This is a genomic window from Aeromonas sp. 603607 (assembly GCF_049171595.1).
Classification (GTDB): domain Bacteria; phylum Pseudomonadota; class Gammaproteobacteria; order Enterobacterales; family Aeromonadaceae; genus Aeromonas; species Aeromonas veronii.
The window spans coordinates 1-23,737 of sequence record NZ_JAAKOV010000018.1 but is presented as its reverse complement, the minus strand read 5'-3'; the positions used below and the strand labels follow the sequence as shown (position 1 = coordinate 23,737).

Annotated in this window: 20 protein-coding genes and 1 tRNA gene; 7 read left to right on the top strand and 14 right to left on the bottom strand. The window is 59.0% G+C overall.

All coding sequences use genetic code 11. The features are described 5' to 3' along the window. The first annotated feature begins 39 nt into the window (after nt 1-39). Nucleotides 40-1,089 (top strand): porin, encoded by a 1,050-nt coding sequence (locus G5315_RS16410; protein WP_421333432.1) that lies wholly within the window; start codon nt 40-42, stop codon nt 1,087-1,089. A gap of 533 nt (nt 1,090-1,622) precedes the next feature. Here G5315_RS16410 and tyrA read toward each other — a convergent pair. The 12 genes from tyrA to hinT all read right to left on the bottom strand — a co-directional run bounded on the left by tyrA (nt 1,623) and on the right by hinT (nt 14,061). After that, entirely contained in the window at nt 1,623-2,750 is a 1,128-nt protein-coding gene (gene tyrA / locus G5315_RS16405) for a bifunctional chorismate mutase/prephenate dehydrogenase (RefSeq protein ID WP_005334049.1), read from the bottom strand. Nucleotides 2,751-2,882: 132 nt separating this feature from the next. Then, nucleotides 2,883-3,956: a 3-deoxy-7-phosphoheptulonate synthase gene (locus G5315_RS16400; protein ID WP_021231016.1), complete on the bottom strand. Its 1,074-nt coding sequence runs from the start codon at nt 3,954-3,956 to the stop codon at nt 2,883-2,885. Between the two features lie 409 nt (nt 3,957-4,365). Then, a complete protein-coding gene (glgC, locus tag G5315_RS16395) occupies nt 4,366-5,667 on the bottom strand; it encodes a glucose-1-phosphate adenylyltransferase (protein ID WP_005334047.1) in 1,302 nt (433 codons plus the stop codon). Between the two features lie 290 nt (nt 5,668-5,957). Continuing rightward, nucleotides 5,958-6,875: a protein translocase subunit SecF gene (secF, locus tag G5315_RS16390; RefSeq protein ID WP_005334046.1), complete on the bottom strand. Its 918-nt coding sequence runs from the start codon at nt 6,873-6,875 to the stop codon at nt 5,958-5,960. Nucleotides 6,876-7,025: 150 nt separating this feature from the next. Beyond that, complete coding sequence (gene secD, locus G5315_RS16385; RefSeq protein WP_421333430.1) at nt 7,026-8,828, bottom strand: protein translocase subunit SecD; 1,803 nt, start codon at nt 8,826-8,828, stop codon at nt 7,026-7,028. Nucleotides 8,829-8,986: 158 nt separating this feature from the next. Beyond that, nucleotides 8,987-9,421: a hypothetical protein gene (locus G5315_RS16380; RefSeq protein ID WP_005334044.1), complete on the bottom strand. Its 435-nt coding sequence runs from the start codon at nt 9,419-9,421 to the stop codon at nt 8,987-8,989. Between the two features lie 95 nt (nt 9,422-9,516). Further along, the gene (locus G5315_RS16375; protein WP_421333429.1) at nt 9,517-10,374 is read right to left on the bottom strand and encodes a DUF6279 family lipoprotein; all 858 of its coding nucleotides are present in this window, start codon (nt 10,372-10,374) and stop codon (nt 9,517-9,519) included. 3 nt (nt 10,375-10,377) lie between these two features. Further along, nucleotides 10,378-11,202: a phosphotransferase gene (locus G5315_RS16370; RefSeq protein ID WP_421333427.1), complete on the bottom strand. Its 825-nt coding sequence runs from the start codon at nt 11,200-11,202 to the stop codon at nt 10,378-10,380. A 10-nt stretch (nt 11,203-11,212) separates the two neighbouring features. Next, the gene (gene lpoB / locus G5315_RS16365) at nt 11,213-11,809 is read right to left on the bottom strand and encodes a penicillin-binding protein activator LpoB (protein ID WP_005302153.1); all 597 of its coding nucleotides are present in this window, start codon (nt 11,807-11,809) and stop codon (nt 11,213-11,215) included. After that, complete coding sequence (locus tag G5315_RS16360) at nt 11,809-12,204, bottom strand: YcfL family protein (protein ID WP_421333425.1); 396 nt, start codon at nt 12,202-12,204, stop codon at nt 11,809-11,811. The genes lpoB and G5315_RS16360 overlap by 1 nt, the downstream gene beginning before the upstream one ends. A gap of 82 nt (nt 12,205-12,286) precedes the next feature. Then, nucleotides 12,287-13,681 (bottom strand): COG3014 family protein, encoded by a 1,395-nt coding sequence (locus G5315_RS16355; RefSeq protein WP_421333423.1) that lies wholly within the window; start codon nt 13,679-13,681, stop codon nt 12,287-12,289. A gap of 29 nt (nt 13,682-13,710) precedes the next feature. After that, nucleotides 13,711-14,061, bottom strand: a complete 351-nt coding sequence (gene hinT / locus G5315_RS16350) for a purine nucleoside phosphoramidase (RefSeq protein ID WP_266133813.1) — start codon at nt 14,059-14,061, stop codon at nt 13,711-13,713. A gap of 249 nt (nt 14,062-14,310) precedes the next feature. On the opposite strand from hinT, the gene G5315_RS16345 reads away from it, so the two are divergent. Then, nucleotides 14,311-16,323 (top strand): methyl-accepting chemotaxis protein, encoded by a 2,013-nt coding sequence (locus G5315_RS16345; RefSeq protein WP_421333421.1) that lies wholly within the window; start codon nt 14,311-14,313, stop codon nt 16,321-16,323. A gap of 72 nt (nt 16,324-16,395) precedes the next feature. Here the strand turns inward: G5315_RS16345 and G5315_RS16340 are convergent, their stop codons facing one another. Next, nucleotides 16,396-17,271, bottom strand: coding sequence for a 6-pyruvoyl trahydropterin synthase family protein (locus G5315_RS16340; RefSeq protein WP_236354169.1), 876 nt, complete (start codon nt 17,269-17,271; stop codon nt 16,396-16,398). Nucleotides 17,272-17,351: 80 nt separating this feature from the next. Between G5315_RS16340 and G5315_RS16335 the strand changes: the two genes are divergently transcribed. The 5 genes from G5315_RS16335 to G5315_RS16315 all read left to right on the top strand — a co-directional run bounded on the left by G5315_RS16335 (nt 17,352) and on the right by G5315_RS16315 (nt 22,720). Then, on the top strand, nt 17,352-18,695 hold the full coding sequence (locus G5315_RS16335) for a dihydroorotase (protein WP_075115531.1): 1,344 nt from the start codon (nt 17,352-17,354) through the stop codon (nt 18,693-18,695). Between the two features lie 112 nt (nt 18,696-18,807). Further along, nucleotides 18,808-18,884 (top strand) — tRNA-Pro (locus G5315_RS16330). Nucleotides 18,885-19,100: 216 nt separating this feature from the next. Continuing rightward, entirely contained in the window at nt 19,101-19,532 is a 432-nt protein-coding gene (locus G5315_RS16325; RefSeq protein ID WP_216980324.1) for a CC0125/CC1285 family lipoprotein, read from the top strand. Between the two features lie 204 nt (nt 19,533-19,736). Beyond that, nucleotides 19,737-20,996, top strand: a complete 1,260-nt coding sequence (locus tag G5315_RS16320; RefSeq protein WP_005334018.1) for a dicarboxylate/amino acid:cation symporter — start codon at nt 19,737-19,739, stop codon at nt 20,994-20,996. 104 nt (nt 20,997-21,100) lie between these two features. Continuing rightward, nucleotides 21,101-22,720, top strand: a complete 1,620-nt coding sequence (locus tag G5315_RS16315; RefSeq protein ID WP_266133816.1) for a methyl-accepting chemotaxis protein — start codon at nt 21,101-21,103, stop codon at nt 22,718-22,720. A gap of 68 nt (nt 22,721-22,788) precedes the next feature. On the opposite strand, the gene G5315_RS16310 is transcribed toward G5315_RS16315, so the two are convergent. Beyond that, nucleotides 22,789-23,391: a DUF924 family protein gene (locus G5315_RS16310; protein WP_421333419.1), complete on the bottom strand. Its 603-nt coding sequence runs from the start codon at nt 23,389-23,391 to the stop codon at nt 22,789-22,791. Between the last annotated feature and the right edge of the window lie 346 nt (nt 23,392-23,737).

The window sequence follows — 23,737 nt, the reverse complement described above, 5'->3', positions numbered from 1 at the left end:
CAACAACTTAGTGTTTAATTACAGTAGGCATTGGAAACTATGAAAAAGACAATTCTGGCTATTGCCATTCCGGCTCTGTTTGCATCCGCCGCTAACGCCGCGGTGATCTATGACAAAGACGGTACCACTTTCGACGTATACGGCCGTGTACAGGCTAACTACTACGGTGAGTACGATGATACCGATGGCGAGCTGATTGGTTCTTCCCGTCTGGGCTGGTCCGGTAAAGTTGCTCTGAACAACACCTGGTCCGGTATCGCCAAGACCGAGTGGCAAGTTGCTGCTGAAAACTCCGACAAGGGCAGTGACGGTAAGTCTAGCAAGTTCGATGCTCGTCATATCTATGCAGGCTTTGACGGCACCCAGTACGGTAAAATCATCTTCGGTCAGACCGACACTGCTTTCTACGACGTACTCGAGCCGACCGATATTTTCAACGAGTGGGGCGATGCGGGTAACTTCTATGACGGTCGTCAGGAAGGCCAGGTTATCTACTCCAACACCTTCGGTGGTTTCAAAGGTAAAGTTTCCTACCAAACCAATGACGACGTAGCGGTCAAGATCACTGACGTTGGTCAGAAGGTCAAAGAAGATGCCATCTTTGGTTCCGACGTTAAGCGTAAGAAAGCTTATGCCGTTGCCGCCGGTTACGATTTTGACTTCGGCCTGGGCTTCAACGCCGGTTATGCCTACTCCGACCTGCAAAACAAAGTTAACGGTCAGACTGGTAAGAAAGACGAGTGGGCTATTGGCGCGCACTACGCTATCAATGGCTTCTATTTTGCCGGTGTTTACACTGAAGGCGAAGTGAAGAACAAGAGCCTGGGTCTGAAAGATGACGGCCGTGGTTACGAGCTGGCTGCTTCTTACAACGTAGATGCTTGGACCTTCCTGGCTGGTTACAACTTCAAAGAAGGCAAGGCCAACGCTCAAGCTGCCGGTTCTACTTACAAGGATCTGGTTGACGAGACCCTGCTGGGTGTTCAGTACGCTTTCACTCCGAAGCTGAAAGCTTACACCGAGTACAAGATCCAGGGTATCGAGAAGCATGACGACGAGTGGACTGTTGCTCTGCAGTACAACTTCTAATAAGTTGAACAAGAGTAATATCCAGGCTTGAGTCTTTGACCAGGCTACAAATGGCCGAGATAATTTCTCGGCCATTTTCTTTTTTGGCGACAGCGGATTGGCGCCATGATAAATCGCCGGATTGCTGTGTTAAGTGATCTTTGGCAAACCATTTGTCTCGGTTAATCTCTCCTGCTTCCTGCTTCCTGCTTCCTGCTTCCTGCTTCCTGCTTCCTGTTTATCTCTTTGATGGGGAGTACACCGTTCTCCTTTGCGTCGTACAGCCTTGCTCGCAGCAGTTTGGTTTGACCGTTAGAGTCTGGCAGCCCTTGCAAGGGGCGGTGCTATTTGCGCGGATTGCGTGGATATTGAGGGGGCATACTTGCTGGATGTGAGGCAGCGCCAGGGGGGGGGTATTGAGGCCAGTCAGCTGTGGGGGCTCGACGTAGGGCCGAGCGTGACTGACGTCAGTGTTTAAATCGGTAACAAATAAAATGGGAAGATGCCCAGGCATCTTCCCATTCTGGCGATATGAGGTAGCTGCTTTTGCAGGATCAGCCGTGTTGGCGGCGGTCGTTGGCCTGGGCCAGTAGCATGCGGCTTTCACGCAGGAACTGGTCGGCATGCTCGCCGAAGAAACCGGAGACTTGCGAGAAGGCATCGATGAAACCGTCTCTGTCCCCTCGTTCCAGCAGCCCCAGCGCTTCGCCGAAGTTTTGGTAGTAGCGACGGATCATCGCCAGATTCTGCGGTGACGACAAAATGATGTCGGCATAGAGGTGGGGATCCTGAGCGAACAGCCGCCCCACCATGGCGAGCTCCAGCCGGTAGATGGGGGAGCTCAAACTCAGCAGGCGATCCAGATTGGCCTGCTCCCGGGAGAGGTGCCAGCCATAGGCAAAGGTGGCGAAGTGACGCAGTGCCTGAATGAGGGTCATCGCCTCATCGTGGGCCTTGGCTTCTACCTGTTGCAAGCGGGCGCCCCAGATGGTCATCTGATCCAGCAGCCATTGGCTGGCGGCGGGGTCACGACCCTGGCAGCAGACGATCACCTGCTTGGCGAGACTCGCCACATCCGGCCCGAACATGGGGTGCAGTCCCAGTACCGGCCCTTGGTGCACCGCCAGCATATGTTCGAGCGGCGCCGCTTTCACGCTGGTGACATCGACCAGCAGGCAGTGGGCGGGCAGGTTGCCGAGGCGGTCGATGATCTGGCAGGTGATATCGATGGGCACCGCCACCATCACCAGACCGGCTCCGGCGAGGATTTCGTCAGCGCGCGGCCAGTCGGCTTGTTCCAGCGTCTCGACCCGATAGCCTGAGAGGCTGAACATATGGCCGAACAAGCGGCCAAGCTGGCCCTGACCGCCGATGATGACCACCTTGCCAAGATCCGGCTTTATGCATTTGAAGCCGGTATCTTTCTCGCTGGCATAAGATTCACGCATCACCCGGCGCAGCACGTCTTCGATGAGATCGCCGGGCACCCCCAACTGCTCAGCCTCGGCGCGGCGGCGGGCCAGCATGCTCGCTTCCCGATCCGGTGCATAGATGGGCAGGCCGTGGCGGCTCTTTACCTCACCCACTTCTCCCACCAGGGCCAGACGGGCGGCCAGCAGATCGATCAGCTGCTTGTCCACCGCATCTATCTTGTCCCTGAGTACATTCAACTCTTCAGCCATATCCAGTCCCTGCTGGCGCCGCGAGCGGCGCCCTGAAAATCAAGATGCAACAAGGTATCACGGCATGAGCGGCCAGATGCCACCTGCGGTGATACCCAGATTGTTCAATAGGTTACGACAAGATACCACGGCTTACCGTGCAGTTCTGCCCTTGAGGGGGTCAGCCAGCTGGTTGTGGCAGCGGGCGAGCAGGGTAGCGGTGGTGTCCCAGTCGATGCAGGCATCTGTGATGGAGACCCCGTAGCGCATCTGCTCCTTGGGCTGCTCGCTGGACTGGTTTCCCTCGAACAGGTTGGATTCGAGCATCACCCCGATGATGGAGCGGTTGCCCTCCTGGATCTGGTGGATGACGTTGTCGGCCACCTTGGGCTGCAAACGGTGATCCTTGCTGGAGTTGCCGTGGCTGCAATCCACCACAAGGCTCGGCAGCAGGCCCGCTTTCTCCAGCGCCTCTTCCGCCAGCGACACGTTGACCGAGTCATAGTTGGGATGTTTGCCGCCGCGCAGGATCACGTGGCCATCCGGGTTGCCCTGGGTCTGCAGCAGCGCAACCTGGCCCTGCTGGTTGATCCCCATAAAGGCGTGAGGGGAGGAGGCCGCCTGCAGCGCATTGATGGCAGTCCCCAGGTTGCCGTCGGTGCCGTTCTTGAAGCCGACCGGCATGGAGAGGCCGGACGCCATCTCCCTGTGGGTCTGGGATTCGGTGGTGCGGGCGCCGATGGCTGACCAGGAGAAGAGCTCCGCCAGGTATTGCGGGCTGATGGGGTCGAGCGCTTCGGTGGCCAGCGGCAACTCCAGCTCCGCCAGCCAGCAGAGCAGCTCGCGGGCACGGTGCAGCCCCAGCTCCACATCGAAGGTGCCATCCAGATTGGGGTCGTTGATAAAGCCTTTCCAGCCGACCGTGGTGCGCGGTTTCTCAAAGTAGACCCGCATGACAATGTAGAGAGAGTCCTGGTAGGCATCATGCAGCGCTTTGAGTCTGGTTGCGTACTCTTTGGCGGCGTCCATATCGTGGATGGAGCAGGGACCACAGATCACCAACAGCCGGTGATCGCGGCGGTGAATGATGTCGGCGATGGTATTGCGGGCCCCTTGCACGAATGCCAGCGCCTTGTCGGAGATGGGTAACTTCTCCTTGAGCTGGGCAGGCGTGATCATCACTTGTTCGGACTGGATATGGATGTTGTTCAGGGGGTCTCTTTGCATGATTTCATTCTCTCTACTGTATTAAGCCAAAAGCGATTGTACCCATATATTTACACTGGTACCTGCTTTGTTACGCAACCGCCCTCACCTTACCAAGGAAAAACAAACAATCAAGTGAAACTAGTGGGTTTACCACTAAAAAGTCAGATAAAGGAGCTGCTATATAGCGCGAACAGGAATAATACAGAGGGTTTTTCGGAGGGTTAATGGTTTTTGTGTAATTTAATGTTTACGATTTGAGGGCGTGAAGGCTGCGTTGCACAGCTGTTAACCCACAGTAAATGGTATCTCTGGGAGACTGCAACGCGATGGCAGTGATGGTGTGAGGTGGCTATCTGGTCAGCCATAGAAAGAGGGAGCCATAATGGCTCCCTTTGCGGTAGGAAGGGGGATCCCGTCTGGCTGCGGATCAGCGCTTTTGTTTTCCCTGCAGCTCTTTGTTCAGGCGAGTGAGCATCCCCTGGGTGACCAGCACTATGCCCTGCTCGGAGCGGTGGAAGCGACGTGCATCTTCATCGGCGTTTTCACCTATCACTGTGCCTTCCGGCAGTTTGCACCCCTTGTCGATCACCACCCGGCGCAGTCGGCAACCGGCACCAATCTCCACACCCGGGAAGATAACGGCCTGATCCAGAGTGCAGAAGGAGTCGACCCGCACATTGGTAAAGAGCACCGAACTCAGGATGAAAGAGCCACTGACGATGGTGCCCCCGGCAAACATGGAGTTGATGGTCATGCCGTGCTGGCCGTTTCGGTCCTGCACGAACTTGGCGGGAGGAGTCATGTTCTGACTGGTCCAGATGGGCCAGTCCTGATCGTAGATATCCAGCTCAGGCGTGACGGAAGCGAGATCCATATTGGCCTCCCAGAAGGAGTCCACGGTGCCCACATCGCGCCAGTAGGGGCGGCGATCCGGACAGCAGCCGACACAGGACATGCCAAACGGGTGAGCGAATGCGGTGCCCTCTTTCACCACGCGGGGGATCACGTCCATGCCGAAATCGTGATGGGACTGCTCGTTGGCAATGTCCTCTTCCAGCAACTGATAGAGATACTCGGCATCGAAGATATAGACGCCCATTGAGGCCAGCGCGGTGTCGGCCTTGCCCGGCATGGCGGGCGGGTTAGCAGGCTTTTCGACGAAGGCATTGATCTTGCGATCATCATCCACCGCCATTACCCCGAAGGCGCTTGCTTCACTGCGTGGCACCTCGATGCAGGCAACGGTCACCTTGGCGCCCATATTGACGTGGTCGAGCAGCATGGCGGCGTAATCCATCTTGTAGATGTGATCGCCTGCCAGCACCACCACATATTTGGGGGCGTGATCGCGGATGATATCCAGATTCTGGTAGACCGCATCGGCGGTACCCCGATACCAGTTCACCTCATCCACCCGCTGCTGGGCAGGGAGCAGATCGATAAACTCGTTCATCTGGTAGCGCAGGAAAGACCAGCCCGATTGGAGATGGCGCAACAGGCTGTGGGATTTGTACTGGGTCACGACACCGACCCGACGGATGCCGGAGTTGATGCAGTTGGAGAGCACGAAATCGATGATGCGGAATTTGCCGCCGAAATGAACGGCAGGTTTTGCACGGTTGTCGGTTAACTGTTTGAGGCGACTACCCCGCCCTCCTGCGAGTACCAAAGCCATGGTCTCGTTCAGCAACTGTCTGGATTTTGCTGTATTGGCAGGTTGTAACAACATCTCATATCCCTTTGTAGATAAATCACTACAATGTTGCCTCCTTTGAGCCCTCAAGAAAGTGCTTTCAGTCACATTTTATGGTTTCCGACGTAATAAAATGACCTTTTTGTTATTAAAAATGACGGGTTGATCCGTCATTGCTTTCAATATGGTCAGTTGTCAATTGAGGCGAGCCGAGCAACAAAAGGGGCGGTGAGAGACCGAGAGGAGGAATGGGAAAAAGCCCCTGCCAATGGTTGGCAGGAGCCCGGTTTGTTGAGGCCCGGTGAGCCGGGCCTGGTTAACAAGGTTCAGGCTGCGTTGGCCAGTGGCTCCTCGCTCTTCTTCTGGTAGGCCTGCGGGGTGAGGCCCAGCAGCTCCTGTACGGTCGAGGCGACGGTGATGGAGGAGACGGTGCCCACCAGGATCCCGGCAAACAGGGTGAAGGAGAAGCCGTAGAGGGCGTCACCGCCAAACAGCAACAGAGCGCCCACGGTAAACAGGGTGGTGCCCGAAGTGATCATGGTGCGACTGAAGGTCGCCTTGATGGCCACATCGGAGCACTCGTGGATCCCCATCTGGGTACGCGAGCTCAGCAGATCCCGCAACCTGTCCGAGATGACGATGCTGTCGTTGAGGGAGTAGCCGATCACCGCCATCAAACCGGCGATGATGTTCAGATCGAATTCGATCTGAAAGAGTGACAGCAGCCCCAGCGCTACGATGGCGTCATGGACCACCGAGAGCAGGATGCCGATGGCCTGACGCCACTCGAAGCGAAACGCCAGATAGGCCGACATCGCCAGCGAAGCCACCAACACCGCTAGCATCCCCTGCTGGAACAGCTCGGCACCCACCTGAGGACCGACGATGGTGGTGCGCAGCAACTCGACCGGCATCCCCAACTGCTGGGTCAGCATGGTGGCGAGATCCGCCGCGGGCCAGGGCAGTTCGTGGGGGGGCAGCTTGATCAGCCACTCGCCGGGAATTCCGGCCGAGCTCAGCTCAACGGCTCCCGCCAGCGGGGAAACCAGCATGGCATTGAGCTCATGGGCCTCTTTCAGGGTCTGGATATGAAACTCCAGCAGGATCCCGCCGGTAAAATCGAGCCCCAGTGTCAGGCCGTTCACCAGCAAGATGGCGACGCTGGCCACGGTCAGCAGGATGGAAGCCCACAGGCCGATATAACGCCAACGGGTCAGCCCCATGGCAACGATCATTCTCAACATAATTCTCTCCTTGGCCAGCCAGCATCAGGCTGTTGGCCCATCACGACGTGTCGCGACACGCCGGGAAATAGTGTTCTGCTTTGGCCGCTCCGGCCATATCCATGGCCGATGGCGCAACCAAAGCCGCTCATCAGAGGGATTGCTGTCCCGTTACACCTTCAGCGTGCGCTCGTTGCTGCGTCCCCACAGGGGATTGATGATGGCGCGCGTTCCCCAGATCCCAGTGATCATGCTGGAGAGCAGACCCAGAATGAGGGTGATGGAGAAGCCCTGCAGCGGCCCGGAGCCGATGGAGTAGAGCACCACGGCGCAGATGAGGGTGGTGATGTTGGCATCGAAAATGGTGTGGAAGGCCGAGCGATAGCCAAAGTCGATGGCGTTGGCCAATGAGCCACCCTCTCGCAGCCGGTCCCTGATCCGCTCGAAGATCAGCACATGGGTATCTACCGCCATGCCCACCGTCAGTACCAGACCGGCGATCCCCGGCAGGGTCAGCACGGCACCCGGCAGCACTGCCAGCATGCCGACCTGCATCAACAGGTTGGCAACCAGCGCCGTGATGGCAACCCAGCCGAATTTGCGGTACCAGGCCATCATGAACAGCATCATGCCTGCCATGCCGAAGGCCAGCGCGGTGAAGCCCGCCTCGATATTCTGCATCCCCAGCGTCGGGCCAATACTGCGTTCTTCCAGGATCTTGAGAGGGGCGGTGAGGGCGCCGGCACGCAGCAGCATGGCCAGCTCTTGCGCTTCCGGCAGACTGCCAATGCCGGTGATGCGGAACTGGTTGCCAAGGGCGGTCTGGATGGTGGCGACGTTGATCACCTCGCTCTGGGCGCGCAGTTTGCCCTGGGCGTTGGTCTTGTACTCGGTGAAGACGGTCGCCATCGGCTTGCCCACATGCTGGCGGCTGAACTGGTTCATCTTGCTGCCACCCAGGGTATCGAGCACGATATTGACCTGGGGTTGACCCATCTCGCCCATATTGGCGCGGGCATCGACGATGTGCTCGCCGGTGAGTACCGGCTTGCGTGCCATGCCGACGGCCTGACCGTTGCGATCGGCGATATAGAAGTGGCTGTCGGCTTTGGCCTCGTAGAAGGCCAGCGAGGCGGTGGCGCCGATCACCTCTTTCGCCTGCTTGGGGTTATGTACCCCGGGCAGTTCGATACGGATACCATCCTGCCCCTGACGCACCACCGAGGCTTCGACGATGCCGAGCTCATTGATCCGTTTTTTCAGGATCGACAGGTTCTGGGTCACGGCGTTGTTGACCAGCAGGGTGCGCTCAGCATCGCTCAGCACCAGTTTCAGATCATTGCCGGAGCGGGTCAGCTTCCACTGATCCTGACGGGTACCGGCACTCTCTTTGATGATAGAGAGCCAGCTATCCTGTTCGGCCACCTCCGGCAGGGTGACGGCTACGGCGCCCTGTGCCGTGCGAGTGACGCTGGCGCCGCGCAGATTGGCTTCACGGAAACGGGTGCGCAGGGTATCCACCAGATTCTTGGTCTGATTGTCGATGACAAAGTCCACGTCCACCCCGATAAGCAGCTGGGAGCCGCCACGCAGGTCCAGTCCCAGCTTGATGGGATCGGCGCCGAGGCGGGTGATCCAGGTCGGCGCGTTGGAGTGAAACTCCAGGGTGAGGGCGGCACTGTCGACCCCTTGCTGCTCCAGCAACTGCTTTGCGCGCTGCTGCTCGCCCTGGCTGGCAAAGACCAGCTCGACCCGCTCAGGTTGCTCAATGACCTTGATCGGGGTCAGGTGCTTGTCGCTCAGCAACATCTGTTGCTGGGGGGTCAGGCGCTGCTGTCCGTGCAGGCCGAGGGAGGGCTGCTCACCAAAAAAGGTGGGCAGGGAGTAAAAGGTAAAGGTCAACAGCATCAACAGCAGCAGTGCGTACTGCCACTTGCTCATGCGGTTGAGAACGGTGCGATTGCTCTTTCTCATGGCAAACAAGCCTCTGTCAGGAGAATGGTGCCCGGGCCGATAGCAACAAGGCTCGGCAAGGCGCAAAAAATGGGATGCATCAAATGCGGATCAGGCAGTTGCCGGATCCGTCAGGAAGAGGAGATGAGCAAACAGTGGATGTGCCAGCCCCTCCGGGGTCAGGCGCTCAGATAGCTCTGGGTGAAGCGGTATTGCAGATGTTGGCGCTGTAGATGGCGCCGGTGGATCGCGCCAAAGCGATCGCGAAAACTCTGTTTGTGATAGAGCTCGGGGGCCAGCATCAGCCAGCCGAGCAGCAACAGCAGGATGGCCTGGGCCGACCAGCTCTGGATCAGCTCGTAGACCACACTCTTGGGCTGGTTGTCACTGCGCAGGGATTGTTCGAGACGCAGTAGGTGATTCTGATGGCTGCCGACAAACTTGATGATGCCATCATCGCTGTCGCTAAGCTGATTGAACACCTGAGTCTGCTGCTGTTCACTCTGGGGAGATGCGGGTAGCAGCGGGCCTTCCATTCGGGCGATGGAACAAAGCAGGGTGAGGGCGATAACCAGAGTTACCAGCACCAGTTTTACTTTGTCGATAAGGCGCAAAAGTTAATTCCCGATAAATAGAAAGGGCAAGCTACCACATGCGCCCGGTTTGAACAAGGTTGCCCCGGGCGCATGGCACCATTCGGTGCTGGCTGTCAGCTGCCGCTCATCTGCTTGAAGTCGCGGGCATAACCCTTGAGCAGGGAGTAGAGATGGGCCCGCTGGGAGATATCCAGCGACTGGCTCATGGCGCTCAGCCAGTTGACGGTACGCTGGCGCGACTGTTCGGTATAGCCGGTAAAGCGGCCATCCATCAGCCCATCCCCCTCGGCCAGCAGGTCAGTCAGCTCGCGGGTAAAGTCGGGACTCTGGCGCTGCTTCATCAGCCTGTCCAGCTCCTGGGTCCAGGACTCCTGAAACTCGAGCCAGGGGGGCATCAGCTCGTATTGCCATTCGGCCCACTGGGCCACCAGTGGTGCCTGTGCCGGTTTCACCTCGCCAATCCAGAACTCGAGCCGCTTGTTCATCTTGTCGCGAAACTCCGCCAGCATCTGCTCTTTGGGCTCAGTGGCAAAGTCCTTTTGCCGCTCCTGTTGCCGCTTGACCCGATCGGTCATGAAGCGGGCTACCTGCTCGTCGGTCAGGGTGCGCGCCAGCCTGACCGTGCGGGGGATAGTGTTTTCAAGGGTACGGGTCAGACTCTGCTGCACCGCATCGAGATTGGTCGAGATCTGCTCCGGCGTCATGGGGCTGGCCACCGCCTTGGCCAGTGCATCGAGATCCTTGGCGTAGCGCGGCAGCTCGTGCTGGCGATGCCAGGCCATCAGCCCCTTCACTTCGCGGCTGAGCAGCTCCTTCTGCGAATAGGAGAGGGCAAAGTAGTCATCCAGCTGCCAGATGATGGCGGTATCGAGCCAGTAGTAGATCACCCGGGTGGAGCAGCCGGTCAGCAGCAGGCTGATCAGCAGCAGACCCCAGGTTTTCGGCTTGTGCCAGCGCACCTTGTTTATCATCTGTTACTCCAGTCGTTGCCGGTTGATGGCGATCAGGGTGTCATAGTCGAGTGAGGGTTGTTGCTCTGCCATCAGCAGGGCCCAGAGCAGGCCGATATAGTCGACCCAGGGTAAAAATGCCTCGCTCTGAAAATCGGGCCACTGGTGGCGCGGCAGGGCCTGCAGATAGTGCGCTTCCAGCTCGTCGCGCCGCTCAGCGGGCCACTCATGGGTGCGCTGGATGCTGGCTAGCTCAAAGCCGGGGTGACCTGCCGCGCCATACTCCCAGTCGATGACCCAGGGTTTGCTTCCCAACAAGTTAGCCGGATTGAGATCATGGTGGCAAGGGCGCCAGCAATCATTTGGCTCACTGCTGGCGAGCAAGCCCCGCTCCAGGGCGGGCAGCCAGGAGGGAATGCGGGCCAGTCGGGCGCGATAGCCCGCCGCGTGGGCTCGCACCGCCATCACCACCGCAGGTAGCGGCAAGCGATGGAGCTTGCGCAGCACCTCAGCCAGCAGACGGGGCTGATCGACTGCCGGTGGCGCCGCGTGCACCCAGTTTGGCTCATCGCACCATTCGAGCAGCATCAGACCGCTGGCGGGATCGCCATAGTGGCAAGGCAGCGCTAGTCCTTCGGCTATCGCCCCCTGATAAAGCTGCCACTCGGTGGGACGGTCGATACCAAGGCGCACCGGGTCGGAGTGGCCCTGACGCAAAAAGTAACTGCGCCCCGAGGGGAGGCGCAGTCGATAGTTGCAGTTGGTCAGGCCTAACCCGAGTGGTTCCAGCTGACCCTCCCGCCAGGGGGCGGGCAGGCTGGCCAGTAGCGGATCACAGTTGCCTGTCACCGGGAGCCTGTTACCAGCCAAAGGTGGATTTCTTCGCCTGTTTGCGGATCTCTTTCTGATCGGCCCACAGCAGTTCGCCGTTTTGCAGATCCATCAGGTTCATGGTCATCTGGTAGTAGACATCCTTCACCTTGCCATTGTCCTTGACGATGCTGGCGAGGTTGCCATAGACCATGTAGCGGGCACCGGTCTGTTTGCCAAGCCGCACCATGGAGGCAGGATCCACCATGCCGCTGCTCTGCTGGTATTCGAGCTGCTGCTTGACGGCGGCCACCTTGCTCATGTCGACGAAGCGGAACTTGCCGGCCCGCAGCAGCTTGGTGCGGATGGTATCGGTGATGGCTTCGGTATCAATGTGCTCGGAGGTCTTGTTGCGGATGGAGTCCATAAACATCACCGGACGACCGCCTGCGGTGATCTCGCTGGTGGCAGGGGAGGCGAGCATGGAGTCCGCCATCTTGTCGGCGATGGCCTGCAGATCGCTTGAGCCGTAATCGACGGTGACGGTTTCGGTTTCAGTGGGATCGCCATAGCTGACGGTGGTGCTGGAGCAGCCGCCCAGCAGCAGCGCGCCGGTCAGGATCAGCAGGGCATGATTCATTTTCATCAGTAGGATTCCTCAATCACTTCGCGTACGTAAATCCGGTAACCCTGCGCCGCCGGGCTGGGCGCCAGGGCCGAGAGGGTGCGGGTCTGATAGCCATGCAGCTTGATGGGGGTCCAGCCGCGGCCATCGCTGGCGACCTCCTGACCGGCCTCATCATACCAATAGAAGATATATTGCAGCTTGTTATCGCTGCGCTGGGTGCTGGCGGCGGCCACATTGACCTGCAGCAGGCCATTTTGCTGGCGGCGGCTCAGCTCGGTCAGGGTGACGTTGACGTTTTGATGCTGCTCCTGCGTGGGTGCACCGCCCGCCGGGCCATAGAGCGCCACGCCGGAGGTGTTGGTGGCGCAGCCGGTCAGCAGCGCGAGCCCGAGGGCCAACCCGTATGCTTTCATCTTGCTCTCCTTAATTGGAGTGAGTGGGGTAGCACTGGGGCTGCCCGGTTAATCGTCTTGCTCATCTCTCTTTGCCGCTTGCTCAGAGCGGCATCACCCGGGTGGTCAGGCCGGCGCCGAGGCGCTGTACCCAGACCAGGGTGGTGCGTCCCTTGTGGATGGTGAGCGGCAATTGCCGCTGCGCCGCCCCCGCGCTCAGGGTGAGGTTGATGTCACCTGCCGGCACCATCCCCTGCCAGCTCGATGCCTGAGCTGGCAGCGTCAGCCAGCTGCGGGTATCGGCTCGCTCCGAGAGGGTGTTGAAGATCCCCACCAGAATATTGCCCACATCCCCCCCCTCTTTGGCGGCGGTGCGGCGCATCTGCTCCTTGGCCACCAGTCGCAGCGCCTGGCGGGTCAGCATGCCGGGCAGCCGCTCCTGCAGATCTTTGGCGGCCAGCGCTTCCAGCCTGACCAGCTCGCTGGTCTGCCAGGCCCGCTTGCCGACTTCCACCGTCAGCGGGCCGGTGTCGCTGGCCCGATTATCGTAATAGGGGATGGCGACGGTAAAGGTGCGAAAATCGCCGCGGGAGGTGGAGATGGGGAGCGGCAGGAACAGTTCGCGCCGTGCCGGGATCAAACCATCTTCAAACAGCACCACCAGCTGGCCTTGATCTTTTGCAAGCGGCGGCGCTTTGCGGCCTATCTTTTTCTCGGTCTCGCGGATCTCGTCCGGTGAGCCACGCAGCCGCGCCAGACGCAGCAAGGCATCTTGCAGGCTGCGGTTGTCCGGCGCTATCTGGTAGCCGCGCTGATAGTCGACCCAGGCATCGTTGAGATCCCCGGCCGCCTCATAGAGCACGGCGGAAAAATAGAAGGTGTAGGCGTTCTGAAAACCGTTTTTGACCTTGCCGATCAACCGATCGAGATCCGGTGCGCCGCGCGACATCAGCTGGCGCATCTCACCTTCAGCCTCGGCCTCTTCGCTCTCATCCTTCGCCTTGCGCACCTCATCGGCTCGCCGTTTCAGGGCCTGCTCCTGCACCTGATTGGCCCGGCGCACCTCCACCAGGGCGCCATCGGCATCACCCCGTTGCAGGTAGTTGAGGGCCAGATAGTGATGCAGCATGGTGCGTTCGTAATCGGGGGTGAGATAGGCCATCGACTGATCGTTGGTGAGCAGACTGCCCACCTGATCCAGACCGTGGCTCAGCCGGTATTCGGCTTGATTGTCTTCCCATTGAAGGCGGCTGTCGGCGGCGGTGAACGCCTGCTTGCTGTCCGCATCTTGCCCCGCCAGCCAGGCGATACGCCCCTGTTCGAGCCGATCGAGGACAAAGGTGTCATCGCCGAGGGTGGAGTCGCGCACTTCGGGCAGCGCCTCGGCGGCATGGCCCAGCAGCAGCTGGTTGCGCAAGGGCACCATCTGGTCGGAGTAGGAGACAAACATATCCTGCCAGTGGGAGGCGCAGCCTCCCAGCAGGAAACTGGCCAGCATCAGGCAGGCCAGTCGAATGCTCGGGAGTATCACAGGCTGAGCAGGGGGCCCAACGGCTCGCCGCCGACCAGATGCAGGTGGATGTGGTAGACCTCCTGCCCACCGTGGCGGTTGCAGTTCATGATGAGGCGGTAGCCATCTTCGGCGATGCCCGCATCGCTTGCCAGCTTGCGGGCCACGGTGAACATCCGGCCAAGGGCCAGTTCATGTTCGGCTTCCACGTCATTGACGGTGGGGATCAGCACATTCGGGATGATCAGGATATGGGTCTTGGCCTTGGGCTGGATATCCCGGAATGCGGTGACCAGATCGTCTTGATAAAGGATGTCGGCAGGGATCTCTTTACGGATGATTTTGCTGAAAATGGTTTCTTGCGCCATGGCTAACTCCCTTATATGAAAAAGAAAATTGAACTTGCATCCCAAGCGGCTCCCGAAAGAAGGCGAGCAGCGCGTCAAGTGTGACACAAGCCGAGATTTGACACAGCTGATGTCCCATTCCCTTCAGTTATTGTTAAGAATACCGATAGCCAGAGGGACGTCATCTGCAGCGCCTGTTCAGGGGTCTGCAGGGTATCAAAAGGACGGGGTACTCAGGCAAGGGACTTTTGCATATACAGCGGGACAATAATGAAACAAACAATGTCGGATCTCTCCATCTTGCAGCGAGTCTACCTTGGCTTCGCGATCCTGGTGGCCGTGATGGTGGCCAGTTCACTACTCACATTTCGTAGTCAGAATACCCTGGGGGGAGCGCTGGAACAGGTGACCCGGCAGTCTATGCCGCTGGTGATTGCCAGCAGCCAGACCCAGATCACCCTGCTTAGTGCCAACAAGTGGCTGGGGGATGTGCTCACCGAGCAGGACCCCAAACTGCTGCCTGCCGAAGTGGCCGAACTGAAACAGGCCAAGGCCGCGGTGGGCAAGAGCCTCGATGCCTTGCGCCAGCAGGTCGCCCACCACCCCGAACTGCAAGGGGAGATGGGCACTCTGAGCCAGCAGGTCGACAGCTACCTGCAACTGACCGATACCCTGCCGGGCGAACACGAGGCGCTGCTCACCCGATTGCACAAGGTCAATCTGGCCAAGGGGCAGTTTCAGGTCAGCTTGCCCCAGTTCAAGAAGAGTCTGGGGGACATGATGATCACCATCGACGACAGCTTCATCAAGATGCTCTCCGAGACCCTGACCACCAAGCTTTCCGCTATCGAACTCTCCACCATGGATGCCCTCAACCAGAGCATTCCGGCCCCCATTGAAGCTGCGCTCAAGCGCAACAGGATGCAGATCGAGGGGTTCAACAGCACCATCAAGGATCTGCAGGGTGAGCTCAAGGATTTCGACAACAACATGGGTCACTACGTCCACGGTTTCGTGCGCGATACGACCGGTAATGAAGGTGTCCTGGCCCAGTATCTGGCGCTGATGCAACAGCAGGAGCAGATGCGGGAGAAGAGCACGCAGGCGAGTGCGCTCATCGTGGCAATTCAGGATCGGCTTGAGCGGATCACCGATCAGAGCCAGCAACTGATGAACCAGAGCATTCAGCATGCCAAAGCCGCACAGAGCCAGAGCACCCTGACTCAGGGAGCCAGCATAGCGGTCGCCATCCTGATTGCCATGCTGGTGGCTTATACCCTGGGCAAGGCCATTCGCCGTCCGCTCAGGGAGTTGCTGCGGGTGCTGACCGAAGTAACCCAGGGCGACATGACCCAGCGCATCGGTTTTCAGAGCAAGAATGAATTTGGTCAGCTGGGCAGCCAGATCAACCTGCTGATCGCCCAGATGGGGGAGGTACTGGCGCAGCTTTCACAAGCATCGGCCCAGCTTAACGATGCCGCCCACGGCAACCGTCGCACCACCGAATCGGTGCGGGCGGATCTGGAGAAACAGCGGCAGGAGACCGCCTCGGTCGCCGCCGCCATGACCCAGATGGAGGCATCGGTGCGGGAAGTGGCGCAGGCCGCCAACCAGACTCTGGAGCGAGTGATGGATGTGGAGAAGGCCTCCGAGATGGGACGCAAGGTGATGGCGGGCAATATCACCACCACCCATCAGCTGGCGGGCAAGCTGCAACAGACCGGCAAGGTGATTGGTGATGTGAGCGCCATGAGCAGCCAGATAGGCAACATCCTCGATGTCATTCGCGGCATTGCCGAGCAGACCAACCTGTTGGCTCTCAACGCGGCCATTGAGGCGGCGCGGGCCGGCGAGCAGGGGCGCGGATTTGCGGTGGTGGCGGATGAGGTGCGCAGTCTGGCGGGCCGCACCGCCCAGTCCACCAGCGAAATTCAGACCATGATCGAGAACCTGCAGCAGGGGGTCGCCAAGGCGGTGACCGTGATGCAGGAGTGCTCTCGCGAGATGGACAGCTGCGTGGATCAGAGCTCTCATGCCAACAACGCCATGGAGGAGGTGCAGGGGATTGTGGTGCTGATCAGCGACATGTCGAGCCAGATTGCCTCTGCCGCCGAGCAGCAGCAGGCCACCAGCGCCGATATCGCCACCAACCTCAACCGCATCTCCGATATCTCGGATCTCAACTATCAGGGGATCGAGCGGGTAGCCGAGACCAGCCAGCAGCTGGACTCCCTTGCAGAGCAGCAGGAGAGCCTGGTCAAGCGCTTCCGCCTCAGTGCCTGATGGTTGTATGTACAAATAAAGAGAAGGCCCCGCAGATGCGGGGCCTTGTTATTGCGGTAGCCAACGCAGAAATCACGCGTAGGCGATAGCACCCTTGCCGACCCCTTCATAGGCGACAATCTTGACGAACTTGTCGCCCACCATCTTCTTCACTTCGCGAGCGATGTAGCAGGCCAGCAGCTCGACCGTGGTGTCGGTGTCGATCATCTCTACCTCGGCGGTGGGGATGGCCAGTTGGAACAGCCCTTGCGGCGCCATATATTTGAAGCCGGTGTGATGCTCGCCAAGCTGGGCATTGGCGCGAGGGCTCAAAGCGAGCTCGGTCAGCGCTACCTTGTCCTCCTCGGTGCCGAGGTAGATATCGCCCCAGCGTTCGGCCCAGTTGAGCTCAAGCTCCTGGTCGCGCTCGCCATCGACGTGGATCTCGATGGGAGAGCGGTGGCCGTGGGCGATACGCTGGCAGTTGCCATCGTGCTTTTTCAGGCCGTGGCTGTAGTGGTAGAAGGCACCGGTGATCGCCTCCTGACGCAGGGTCAGCGACAGATCCTTGATGTTGCCCGGCAGCCGTTTGGCCAGCACCGCCAGCAGGTAGCGGGTCACCGACTCTTTATCAACTTGCGGGGCAGGGATAAAGGCAAAGCCCTGGGATGGGCAGCGCAGATGGATGGAGCGACCCGGGCGCAGCAGATCCACTGTGCTTTCGTCACCATCCAGTGTCTCGACGTGGATCAGCGGGCACTCGGTCGGCACCAGCAGCTTGTGGTCCACCTCTTCATCGATGATCGACTTGATCAGCTTCTTTACCCGGCCAAAGTCCAGCAGCATGCTCATTTCGTTGAGCTCACCGCTCATTTCGATATCTACCAGCCAGCTCTCGCCCACCATGCCGCGGCGTTCGCAGAGGTAGCTGGAGTCGATCACGGTCAAATCTCTTACAAATAACTTCATCAGTCAGGCCTTGCTACAGAGAAAGGGCAGTTTTGCGCTATTATGACCCGCGATTATCGGCAAAGGAACTGGAACCCCCCATGAACAAACTGCTTATCAAAAATGCCACCCTGGTCAACGAAGGCCGCATCTATGCCTCCGATGTGTTGATCGAGGGGGAACGGATTGCCCGCATTGCCCCGGATATCGAGGCGCCCGATGCGCTGGTTATCGATGCGGCAGGTCGCCACCTCATCCCCGGAATGATCGATGATCAGGTCCACTTCCGGGAGCCGGGATTGACCCACAAGGGGACCATCGCCAGCGAATCCCGCGCCGCCGTCGCCGGTGGCACCACCAGTTTCATGGAAATGCCCAACGTCAATCCCCAGACCACCACCCTCGACGCCCTCGAAGCCAAATACCAGATCGCCGCCAACTCCTCCGTCGCCAACTACAGCTTCTATCTCGGCGCCACCAACGACAACCTTGCAGAGATCAAGCGTCTCGACCCCAAGCAGTCCTGCGGGGTCAAGGTGTTTATGGGCTCCTCGACCGGCAACATGCTGGTGGACAATCAGGAGACCCTGGCGGCCATCTTCCGCGAAAGTCCGGTGATGATCGTCACCCACTGCGAAGACACCCCGACCATCGCCAAGGCCGAAGAGGCGGCGCGAGCCAAGTGGGGCGAGAATGTGCCGATGGGCGAGCACGGCCGCATTCGCAGTGACGAGGCGTGCTACAAATCCTCCAGCATGGCGGTGGCGCTGGCGAAAAAATACGGTGCCAAGCTGCATGTGCTGCATCTGACCTCGGCCAAGGAGCTGTCGCTGTTTACCGCCAGCCACGACCTGAGCGAGCTGAAGGACAAGAACATCACCGCCGAGGTGTGCGTTCACCACCTCTTCTTCAATGAAGCCGATTACGAGACCCAGGGCAGCCTGATCAAGTGCAACCCTGCGGTGAAGAGTGCCGCCGACCAGCAGGCACTGCTGGATGCGGTACGCAACGACGTGCTCGACATCATCGCCACCGACCACGCGCCCCACACCTGGGAAGAGAAGCAGAACAGCTACTTCAAGGCGCCGTCCGGCGTACCGCTGGTGCAGCACTCTTTGCAGGCGCTGCTGGAGCTCTACCACAACGGCGTGTTTACCCTGGAGACTATCGTCAAGAAGACCTCCCACGCGGTAGCCGAGCGCTTCCAGGTGCAGGATCGCGGTTATATCCGCGAGGGCTACTTCGCCGATCTGGTGCTGTTGGATCTGGGCAAGCCCTATGTGGTCAACGACGACAACATCCTCTACCACTGTGGCTGGTCACCCTTCAACGGCTACCGCTTCCACAGCACGGTGGAGATGACGCTGGTGAATGGCCAGATCGCCTGGCAAAACGGGCAGGTGACTGACCAGATCCTGGGCAAGCGGCTGACCTTTAACCGCTGATTGTTCGCAAAGCAGGCGAACGCACCGTGGCCGAGGAATTGGCGGCGTTTCCCTGTTGACAGGGCGGGGTCATCTCCATAAACTCTGCCCCCGTCAGCCGAGCTGACTCCGTCGGTGTGTAGCGCAGCCAGGTAGCGCATCTGCATGGGGTGTAGAGGGTCGGAGGTTCGAATCCTCTCACACCGACCAAATTCCCCGGTAAAGGCCTTGTCAAACGACAAGGCCTTTTCTTTTGCCTGCGATTCGCCGCACAGGCGTGAAGCCTGTGGTGATGCACGCTGGTCGCTGCTGGCGTGAGCAGATTGTGCAGTCACCGCGCTTTATGGTGTAGTAACAACTCTGTTGCTCATTTGCCTGGCGAGGCCTCTCGTGTCTGCATCCGTATCTAAACCCTGTTGTCTGCTGATGCTCACCCTGCTGCTGGTGGGCTGCGCCACCCCTTACCAGAGTGAAAAGTCATTCTGGAACGGCCAGACCGGTTTTTCCCAGACCCGGCTTGGCCCGGACAAGTGGCAGCTGGAGTTTGTCGGCAACGATCTGGTGGACAGGGAGACCGCCCGCAAATATGTGCTCAAGCGGGCAGGGGAGCTGGCACTGGCAGAGGGTTACTCCTGGCTCAAGGTCGATGAGCTGACCATTAACCGCGATGCCGTCAGGGTGACCCCATCACGGCCGATCTTCGGCTTTGACGAGGATGAGCCGGATCTCTTTATGGCCCAGATGCAGGTGCAGCATACCATCTCGGCGCTGCTCACTTTTCGCCTGTTGCCACGGGCACTCGATGAGCGAACTCTGGATGCGAAATATCTCGCCGAAATCAAAATAAACAGTGATTAATATTGGTGGTTTGCAAGATCTATATCACATACACCTAATGGCAGGATAAAATTCTGGAGAAAGCCTCTAGATTTACCCCCTGCTTTTAGGCATTCTCCCAGCATACCAGCCGCCAGGAATCAACGGCTCGGATCACAAAAACGGACTGTTGTGGCTCCCATGCCACCGTTTACGGCTTGCACCAATCAAAACCGGGACTCCCCCATGAAAATGAATAAACTGACGGTCGCCATCCTCATCTCCATGATGTTTGGCATCCTCACCGGCCAGGGCTATCGCATGTTTGCCGCAGATCAGGCTGCGGATTTTGCCAATAACATCACGATCCTGACCGATATCTTCCTGCGACTGATCAAGATGATCATCGCTCCCCTGGTCTTCACCACCCTGGTGGTCGGTATCGCCAAGATGGGCGACACCCGCACCGTGGGGCGTATCGGTGCCAAGACCCTCGGCTGGTTTATGCTGGCCTCCCTGATGTCCCTGAGCCTGGGTCTGGTGATGGTGACCCTGATGCAGCCGGGTGTGGGGCTTTCGCTCTCCCTGCCCAATGACACCGCCAGCTCGGGCATTGCTGCCGGTGCCATTACCCTGAAAGATTTCGTGACCCACGCCATCCCCAAAAGCGTGGTAGAGGCAATGGCCACCAACGAGATCCTGCAGATCGTGGTCTTCTCACTCTTCTTCGGTCTGGCCGCCGCTGCGCTCGGCGATCTGGCCAAGCCGGTGGTGGTGCTGATGGCCAGCGCTGCCGAGATCATGCTGAAAGTGACCGGTTACGTGATGAACTTTGCGCCGTTCGCGGTATTTGGCGCCATCGCCGCCATGGTGGCCAAAGAGGGGCTGGGTATTCTGGTTACCTACGGCAGCTTTATGGCCCAGTTCTACATCGCGCTGGCCTGCCTCTGGCTGCTGCTGATCGCCATGGGCAGCGTCTTCCTGCGTGGTCGTGTCATCAAGCTGCTGGCGATGATCCGCGAACCCATCCTGCTCGCCTTCTCGACCGCCAGCTCTGAAGCCGCCTATCCGAAGACCCTGGATCGTCTGGAGAAGTTCGGTTGTGACAAGCGCATTGCCAGCTTCGTGCTGCCGATGGGTTACTCCTTCAACCTCGACGGCTCCATGATGTACTGCACCTTCGCGGTGATGTTCATTGCCCAAGCGTATGGAATCGAGCTCTCCATGGCCCAGCAGATCACCATGCTGCTGCTGCTGATGGTCACCTCCAAGGGGATGGCCGGGGTACCGCGCGCCTCTCTGGTGGTGATTGCCGCCACCCTGAACCAATTCCATATTCCGGAAGCGGGCATCCTGCTGCTGCTGGGGATCGATCACTTCCTCGACATGGGCCGCTCTGCCACCAACGTGCTGGGCAACGCCATCGCCGCCAGCGTGGTGGCCAAGACCGAAGACAGTCTGGGTGAAACCGTCGCGCTGGGCGAGAGTGAGCCAGCCAAAGCCTGATCACAACGCCATGAAAAATAAACAACAACGGCCCGCCAATGCGGGCCGTTGTTGTTTATGGCTCGTCTACACTGCTAGATAGTTTTCATCTGGAGTGTACGGTTATGAATATTGCTCGTCGACTGCAACTGATCGCGCTGCTGGTGATGCTGACGCTCATTTTTCTCAGTTGGTTCAGTATCAACCGCCTCGATTCGGCCAACCGGGATTTAGGCTATGTGACGGACAATACGGTGCCCAGTATTTCGCTGATTAAGCAAGTGCAGGCCGATTTCTATGAATTGCACTCGCTGGTGCAGACACATGTGCTCAATACCGACACCGGCAAGATGCAGCAGATCGAAACGGGTATCACCGAGATACAGGGACAGATCACTTCACTGCTCGACAAATACAAAGCTGAGATGCTCTCCAATGATGAAGATCGGCGCCTGACCGACGATGATCAACGTATTGTCGCGCAATATTATCAGGAGATAGACAAGGTTCTGCAGCTCTCCAGACAAAACAAGAACGATGAAGCGCGAGACATGCTGGCGGGAGAAGCCACCAGAGTGTTCCAGCAGTTTGCCAAGGCAATCGAGCTTCACGTCAACTTCAATATGGATTTGGGACTGGCGCTCAAGAAGCAGGGCCAGGAGAACTACGACAACAGCCTGCAAACCCTGCTGTTTATCGCCGGTGGCACCATTGTGCTGACGATGGGGCTGTTTGTCTGGTTGTTCAATCAGGTGGCCAATCCTCTTCGCACCGCCATGGATACCCTGACCCGGATCCAGCGCGACCTCAACTTTACCCTCAGAGCGGATGTGAAACAGCAGGATGAGATTGGTCTGACCCTCAATGCGGTCAACCGGTTGCTCGATACGCTGCAACAGACATTTACCGAATTTTCCGTCGGCAGCTTGCAGATCAAGAGCACTGCCGAATCCCTCTCTCAAGCGGCGCAGCACCTCGCCAGCTCGGCCAGTCAGGCCAATGATGCTACCAGTCTGATCGCCGCCGGTGTGGAAGAGATGACTGTCAGCATCACAGATATCTCCCAGCGTACCCAGGAGACGAGCCGTATCACCAATGAGTCAGGGCAGCTGGCTAGCGAAGGAAGCAGAACCATAGATCGTACCGTTCATGCCATCAACGAGATCGCCGACTCCATTCGGCAGGCCTCGGCCGAGGTCATTGCGCTGGGTGAGGGCATTTCGCGCATTGGCGGTGTGGTCAACGTGATCCGTGATGTGGCGGGGCAGACCAACTTGCTGGCCTTGAACGCGGCCATTGAGGCGGCGAGGGCCGGGGAGTCCGGCCGTGGCTTTGCGGTGGTGGCAGATGAAGTGCGCAAACTGGCTGAGCGCACAGCCCAATCCACTCAGGAGATATCTGCCACTGTAGAGGCGATCCAGCAGGAGTCGAACAATACGGTCTCCCGCATGCATCTGGTGGAGGAGAAGGTGAGCCAGGGGGTCAACATGGCTACCGAGAGTGGCGCCATTATTGCCGAGATCCGCAGTGCGTCGCACCGGGTGATGGAGCAGGTGGGCGAGATCACCAATGCCATCCGCGAGCAGAGTTCGGCCGCCGAGTCGATCGCTCACCAGGTAGAGCAGATTGCTCAGGTCGTGCAGCAAACCAGCAGCACAGCGGAGGAGACCTCAGCCGCAGCCGAGGAGCTCAATGTCACCACCGAGAGCATCCACCAGCAGATATCCCGCTATCGCATTCAGTAACGCCGACGGTTGTTATCCATCTGCTATCCCCGCCAGCCAGCTGGCGGTTTTTTTTTTATATGGCTTGCTTAGAAGCCTGAGCCCGGTTGCTGCAAAAATGCCGCCTCTTCCGGTGTGCTGGTGCGACCCAAAATGTCGTTGCGGTGGGGGAAGCGGCCAAAGCGTTCGATGATCACCTGATGACGACGGGCAAAGTCGGCAAAGCCCGCGAAGGTCGCTTGCGCCGGTGTGCCAGCCTGCTCGGCAGCCAGTGCCTCGAACAGGGCCACACTTCTGGCTTGTTGTTCGCGGGATTCGGCATGCTCCAGCGGCAGATAGAAGAAGACCCGCTCCAGTGGTGAGAGGGATTTGTCCGCCCCGATGGACAGCCCTTTCAGGCAGAGATCCCGTGCCAGCGGATCCTGGGCAAAGGCTGCAGGCGTGCCGCGATGGATATTGCGCGGCAGCTGGTCGAGCAGCAGGATCAGCGCCAGCCGACCGCTGGAGAGATCGGCCCAGTGGGCGAGACTGCCCTTGGCTGCCGCCTCCGCCAGCTCGCCAAAGCGGCTGGCCAGCAGGGCATCCGTTTCGCTGCTTTTTCCCCACCAGAGCGGGGCTTGCCGTGTGGCCCGCAGAACGTCATCGGCTTCGTCGCCAAACCAGAAATCGAGCAGAGGTTGCCAGGGTTGCATGGGAACTCCTTGAGGTGATTCAGAGGGAACCAGGAACAAATGGCTCTGGGGTGCTGCCGAAACGGCGGCTTCTCGTTACACTGTGCCATCTTTTGCCCGAAAGACGTAACCCCCCGATGGCGAGCGCCGGATTTTTGGCTCGGCCGATGATGGCCTGCGATCGCCATGAGGTGGTCCTGTTGACCCTGATGGTTATCGGGACGTACACCTCTCTCCCGGGGTTGTTCTCACTGATATAAGGAATCTTTGATATGGCCGGAACCAGTTTGTTGGCCCTGCTCGATGATATCGCCAGCGTGCTTGATGACGTGGCGCTGATGACCAAGGTCGTGGTGAACAAGCGCGA

What these genes read in the sequence shown, in the direction of transcription:
- G5315_RS16410 (WP_421333432.1), top strand. Translation starts at nt 40, where the DNA reads ATGAAAAAGACAATTCTGGCTATTGCCATTCCGGCTCTGTTTGCATCC.
- tyrA (WP_005334049.1), bottom strand. Translation starts at nt 2,750, where the DNA reads ATGGCTGAAGAGTTGAATGTACTCAGGGACAAGATAGATGCGGTGGAC.
- G5315_RS16400 (WP_021231016.1), bottom strand. Translation starts at nt 3,956, where the DNA reads ATGCAAAGAGACCCCCTGAACAACATCCATATCCAGTCCGAACAAGTG.
- glgC (WP_005334047.1), bottom strand. Translation starts at nt 5,667, where the DNA reads ATGTTGTTACAACCTGCCAATACAGCAAAATCCAGACAGTTGCTGAAC.
- secF (WP_005334046.1), bottom strand. Translation starts at nt 6,875, where the DNA reads ATGTTGAGAATGATCGTTGCCATGGGGCTGACCCGTTGGCGTTATATC.
- secD (WP_421333430.1), bottom strand. Translation starts at nt 8,828, where the DNA reads ATGAGAAAGAGCAATCGCACCGTTCTCAACCGCATGAGCAAGTGGCAG.
- G5315_RS16375 (WP_421333429.1), bottom strand. Translation starts at nt 10,374, where the DNA reads ATGATAAACAAGGTGCGCTGGCACAAGCCGAAAACCTGGGGTCTGCTG.
- lpoB (WP_005302153.1), bottom strand. Translation starts at nt 11,809, where the DNA reads ATGAAAATGAATCATGCCCTGCTGATCCTGACCGGCGCGCTGCTGCTG.
- G5315_RS16360 (WP_421333425.1), bottom strand. Translation starts at nt 12,204, where the DNA reads ATGAAAGCATACGGGTTGGCCCTCGGGCTCGCGCTGCTGACCGGCTGC.
- G5315_RS16355 (WP_421333423.1), bottom strand. Translation starts at nt 13,681, where the DNA reads ATGCTGGCCAGTTTCCTGCTGGGAGGCTGCGCCTCCCACTGGCAGGAT.
- hinT (WP_266133813.1), bottom strand. Translation starts at nt 14,061, where the DNA reads ATGGCGCAAGAAACCATTTTCAGCAAAATCATCCGTAAAGAGATCCCT.
- G5315_RS16345 (WP_421333421.1), top strand. Translation starts at nt 14,311, where the DNA reads ATGAAACAAACAATGTCGGATCTCTCCATCTTGCAGCGAGTCTACCTT.
- G5315_RS16340 (WP_236354169.1), bottom strand. Translation starts at nt 17,271, where the DNA reads ATGAAGTTATTTGTAAGAGATTTGACCGTGATCGACTCCAGCTACCTC.
- G5315_RS16335 (WP_075115531.1), top strand. Translation starts at nt 17,352, where the DNA reads ATGAACAAACTGCTTATCAAAAATGCCACCCTGGTCAACGAAGGCCGC.
- G5315_RS16325 (WP_216980324.1), top strand. Translation starts at nt 19,101, where the DNA reads ATGCTCACCCTGCTGCTGGTGGGCTGCGCCACCCCTTACCAGAGTGAA.
- G5315_RS16320 (WP_005334018.1), top strand. Translation starts at nt 19,737, where the DNA reads ATGAAAATGAATAAACTGACGGTCGCCATCCTCATCTCCATGATGTTT.
- G5315_RS16315 (WP_266133816.1), top strand. Translation starts at nt 21,101, where the DNA reads ATGAATATTGCTCGTCGACTGCAACTGATCGCGCTGCTGGTGATGCTG.
- G5315_RS16310 (WP_421333419.1), bottom strand. Translation starts at nt 23,391, where the DNA reads ATGCAACCCTGGCAACCTCTGCTCGATTTCTGGTTTGGCGACGAAGCC.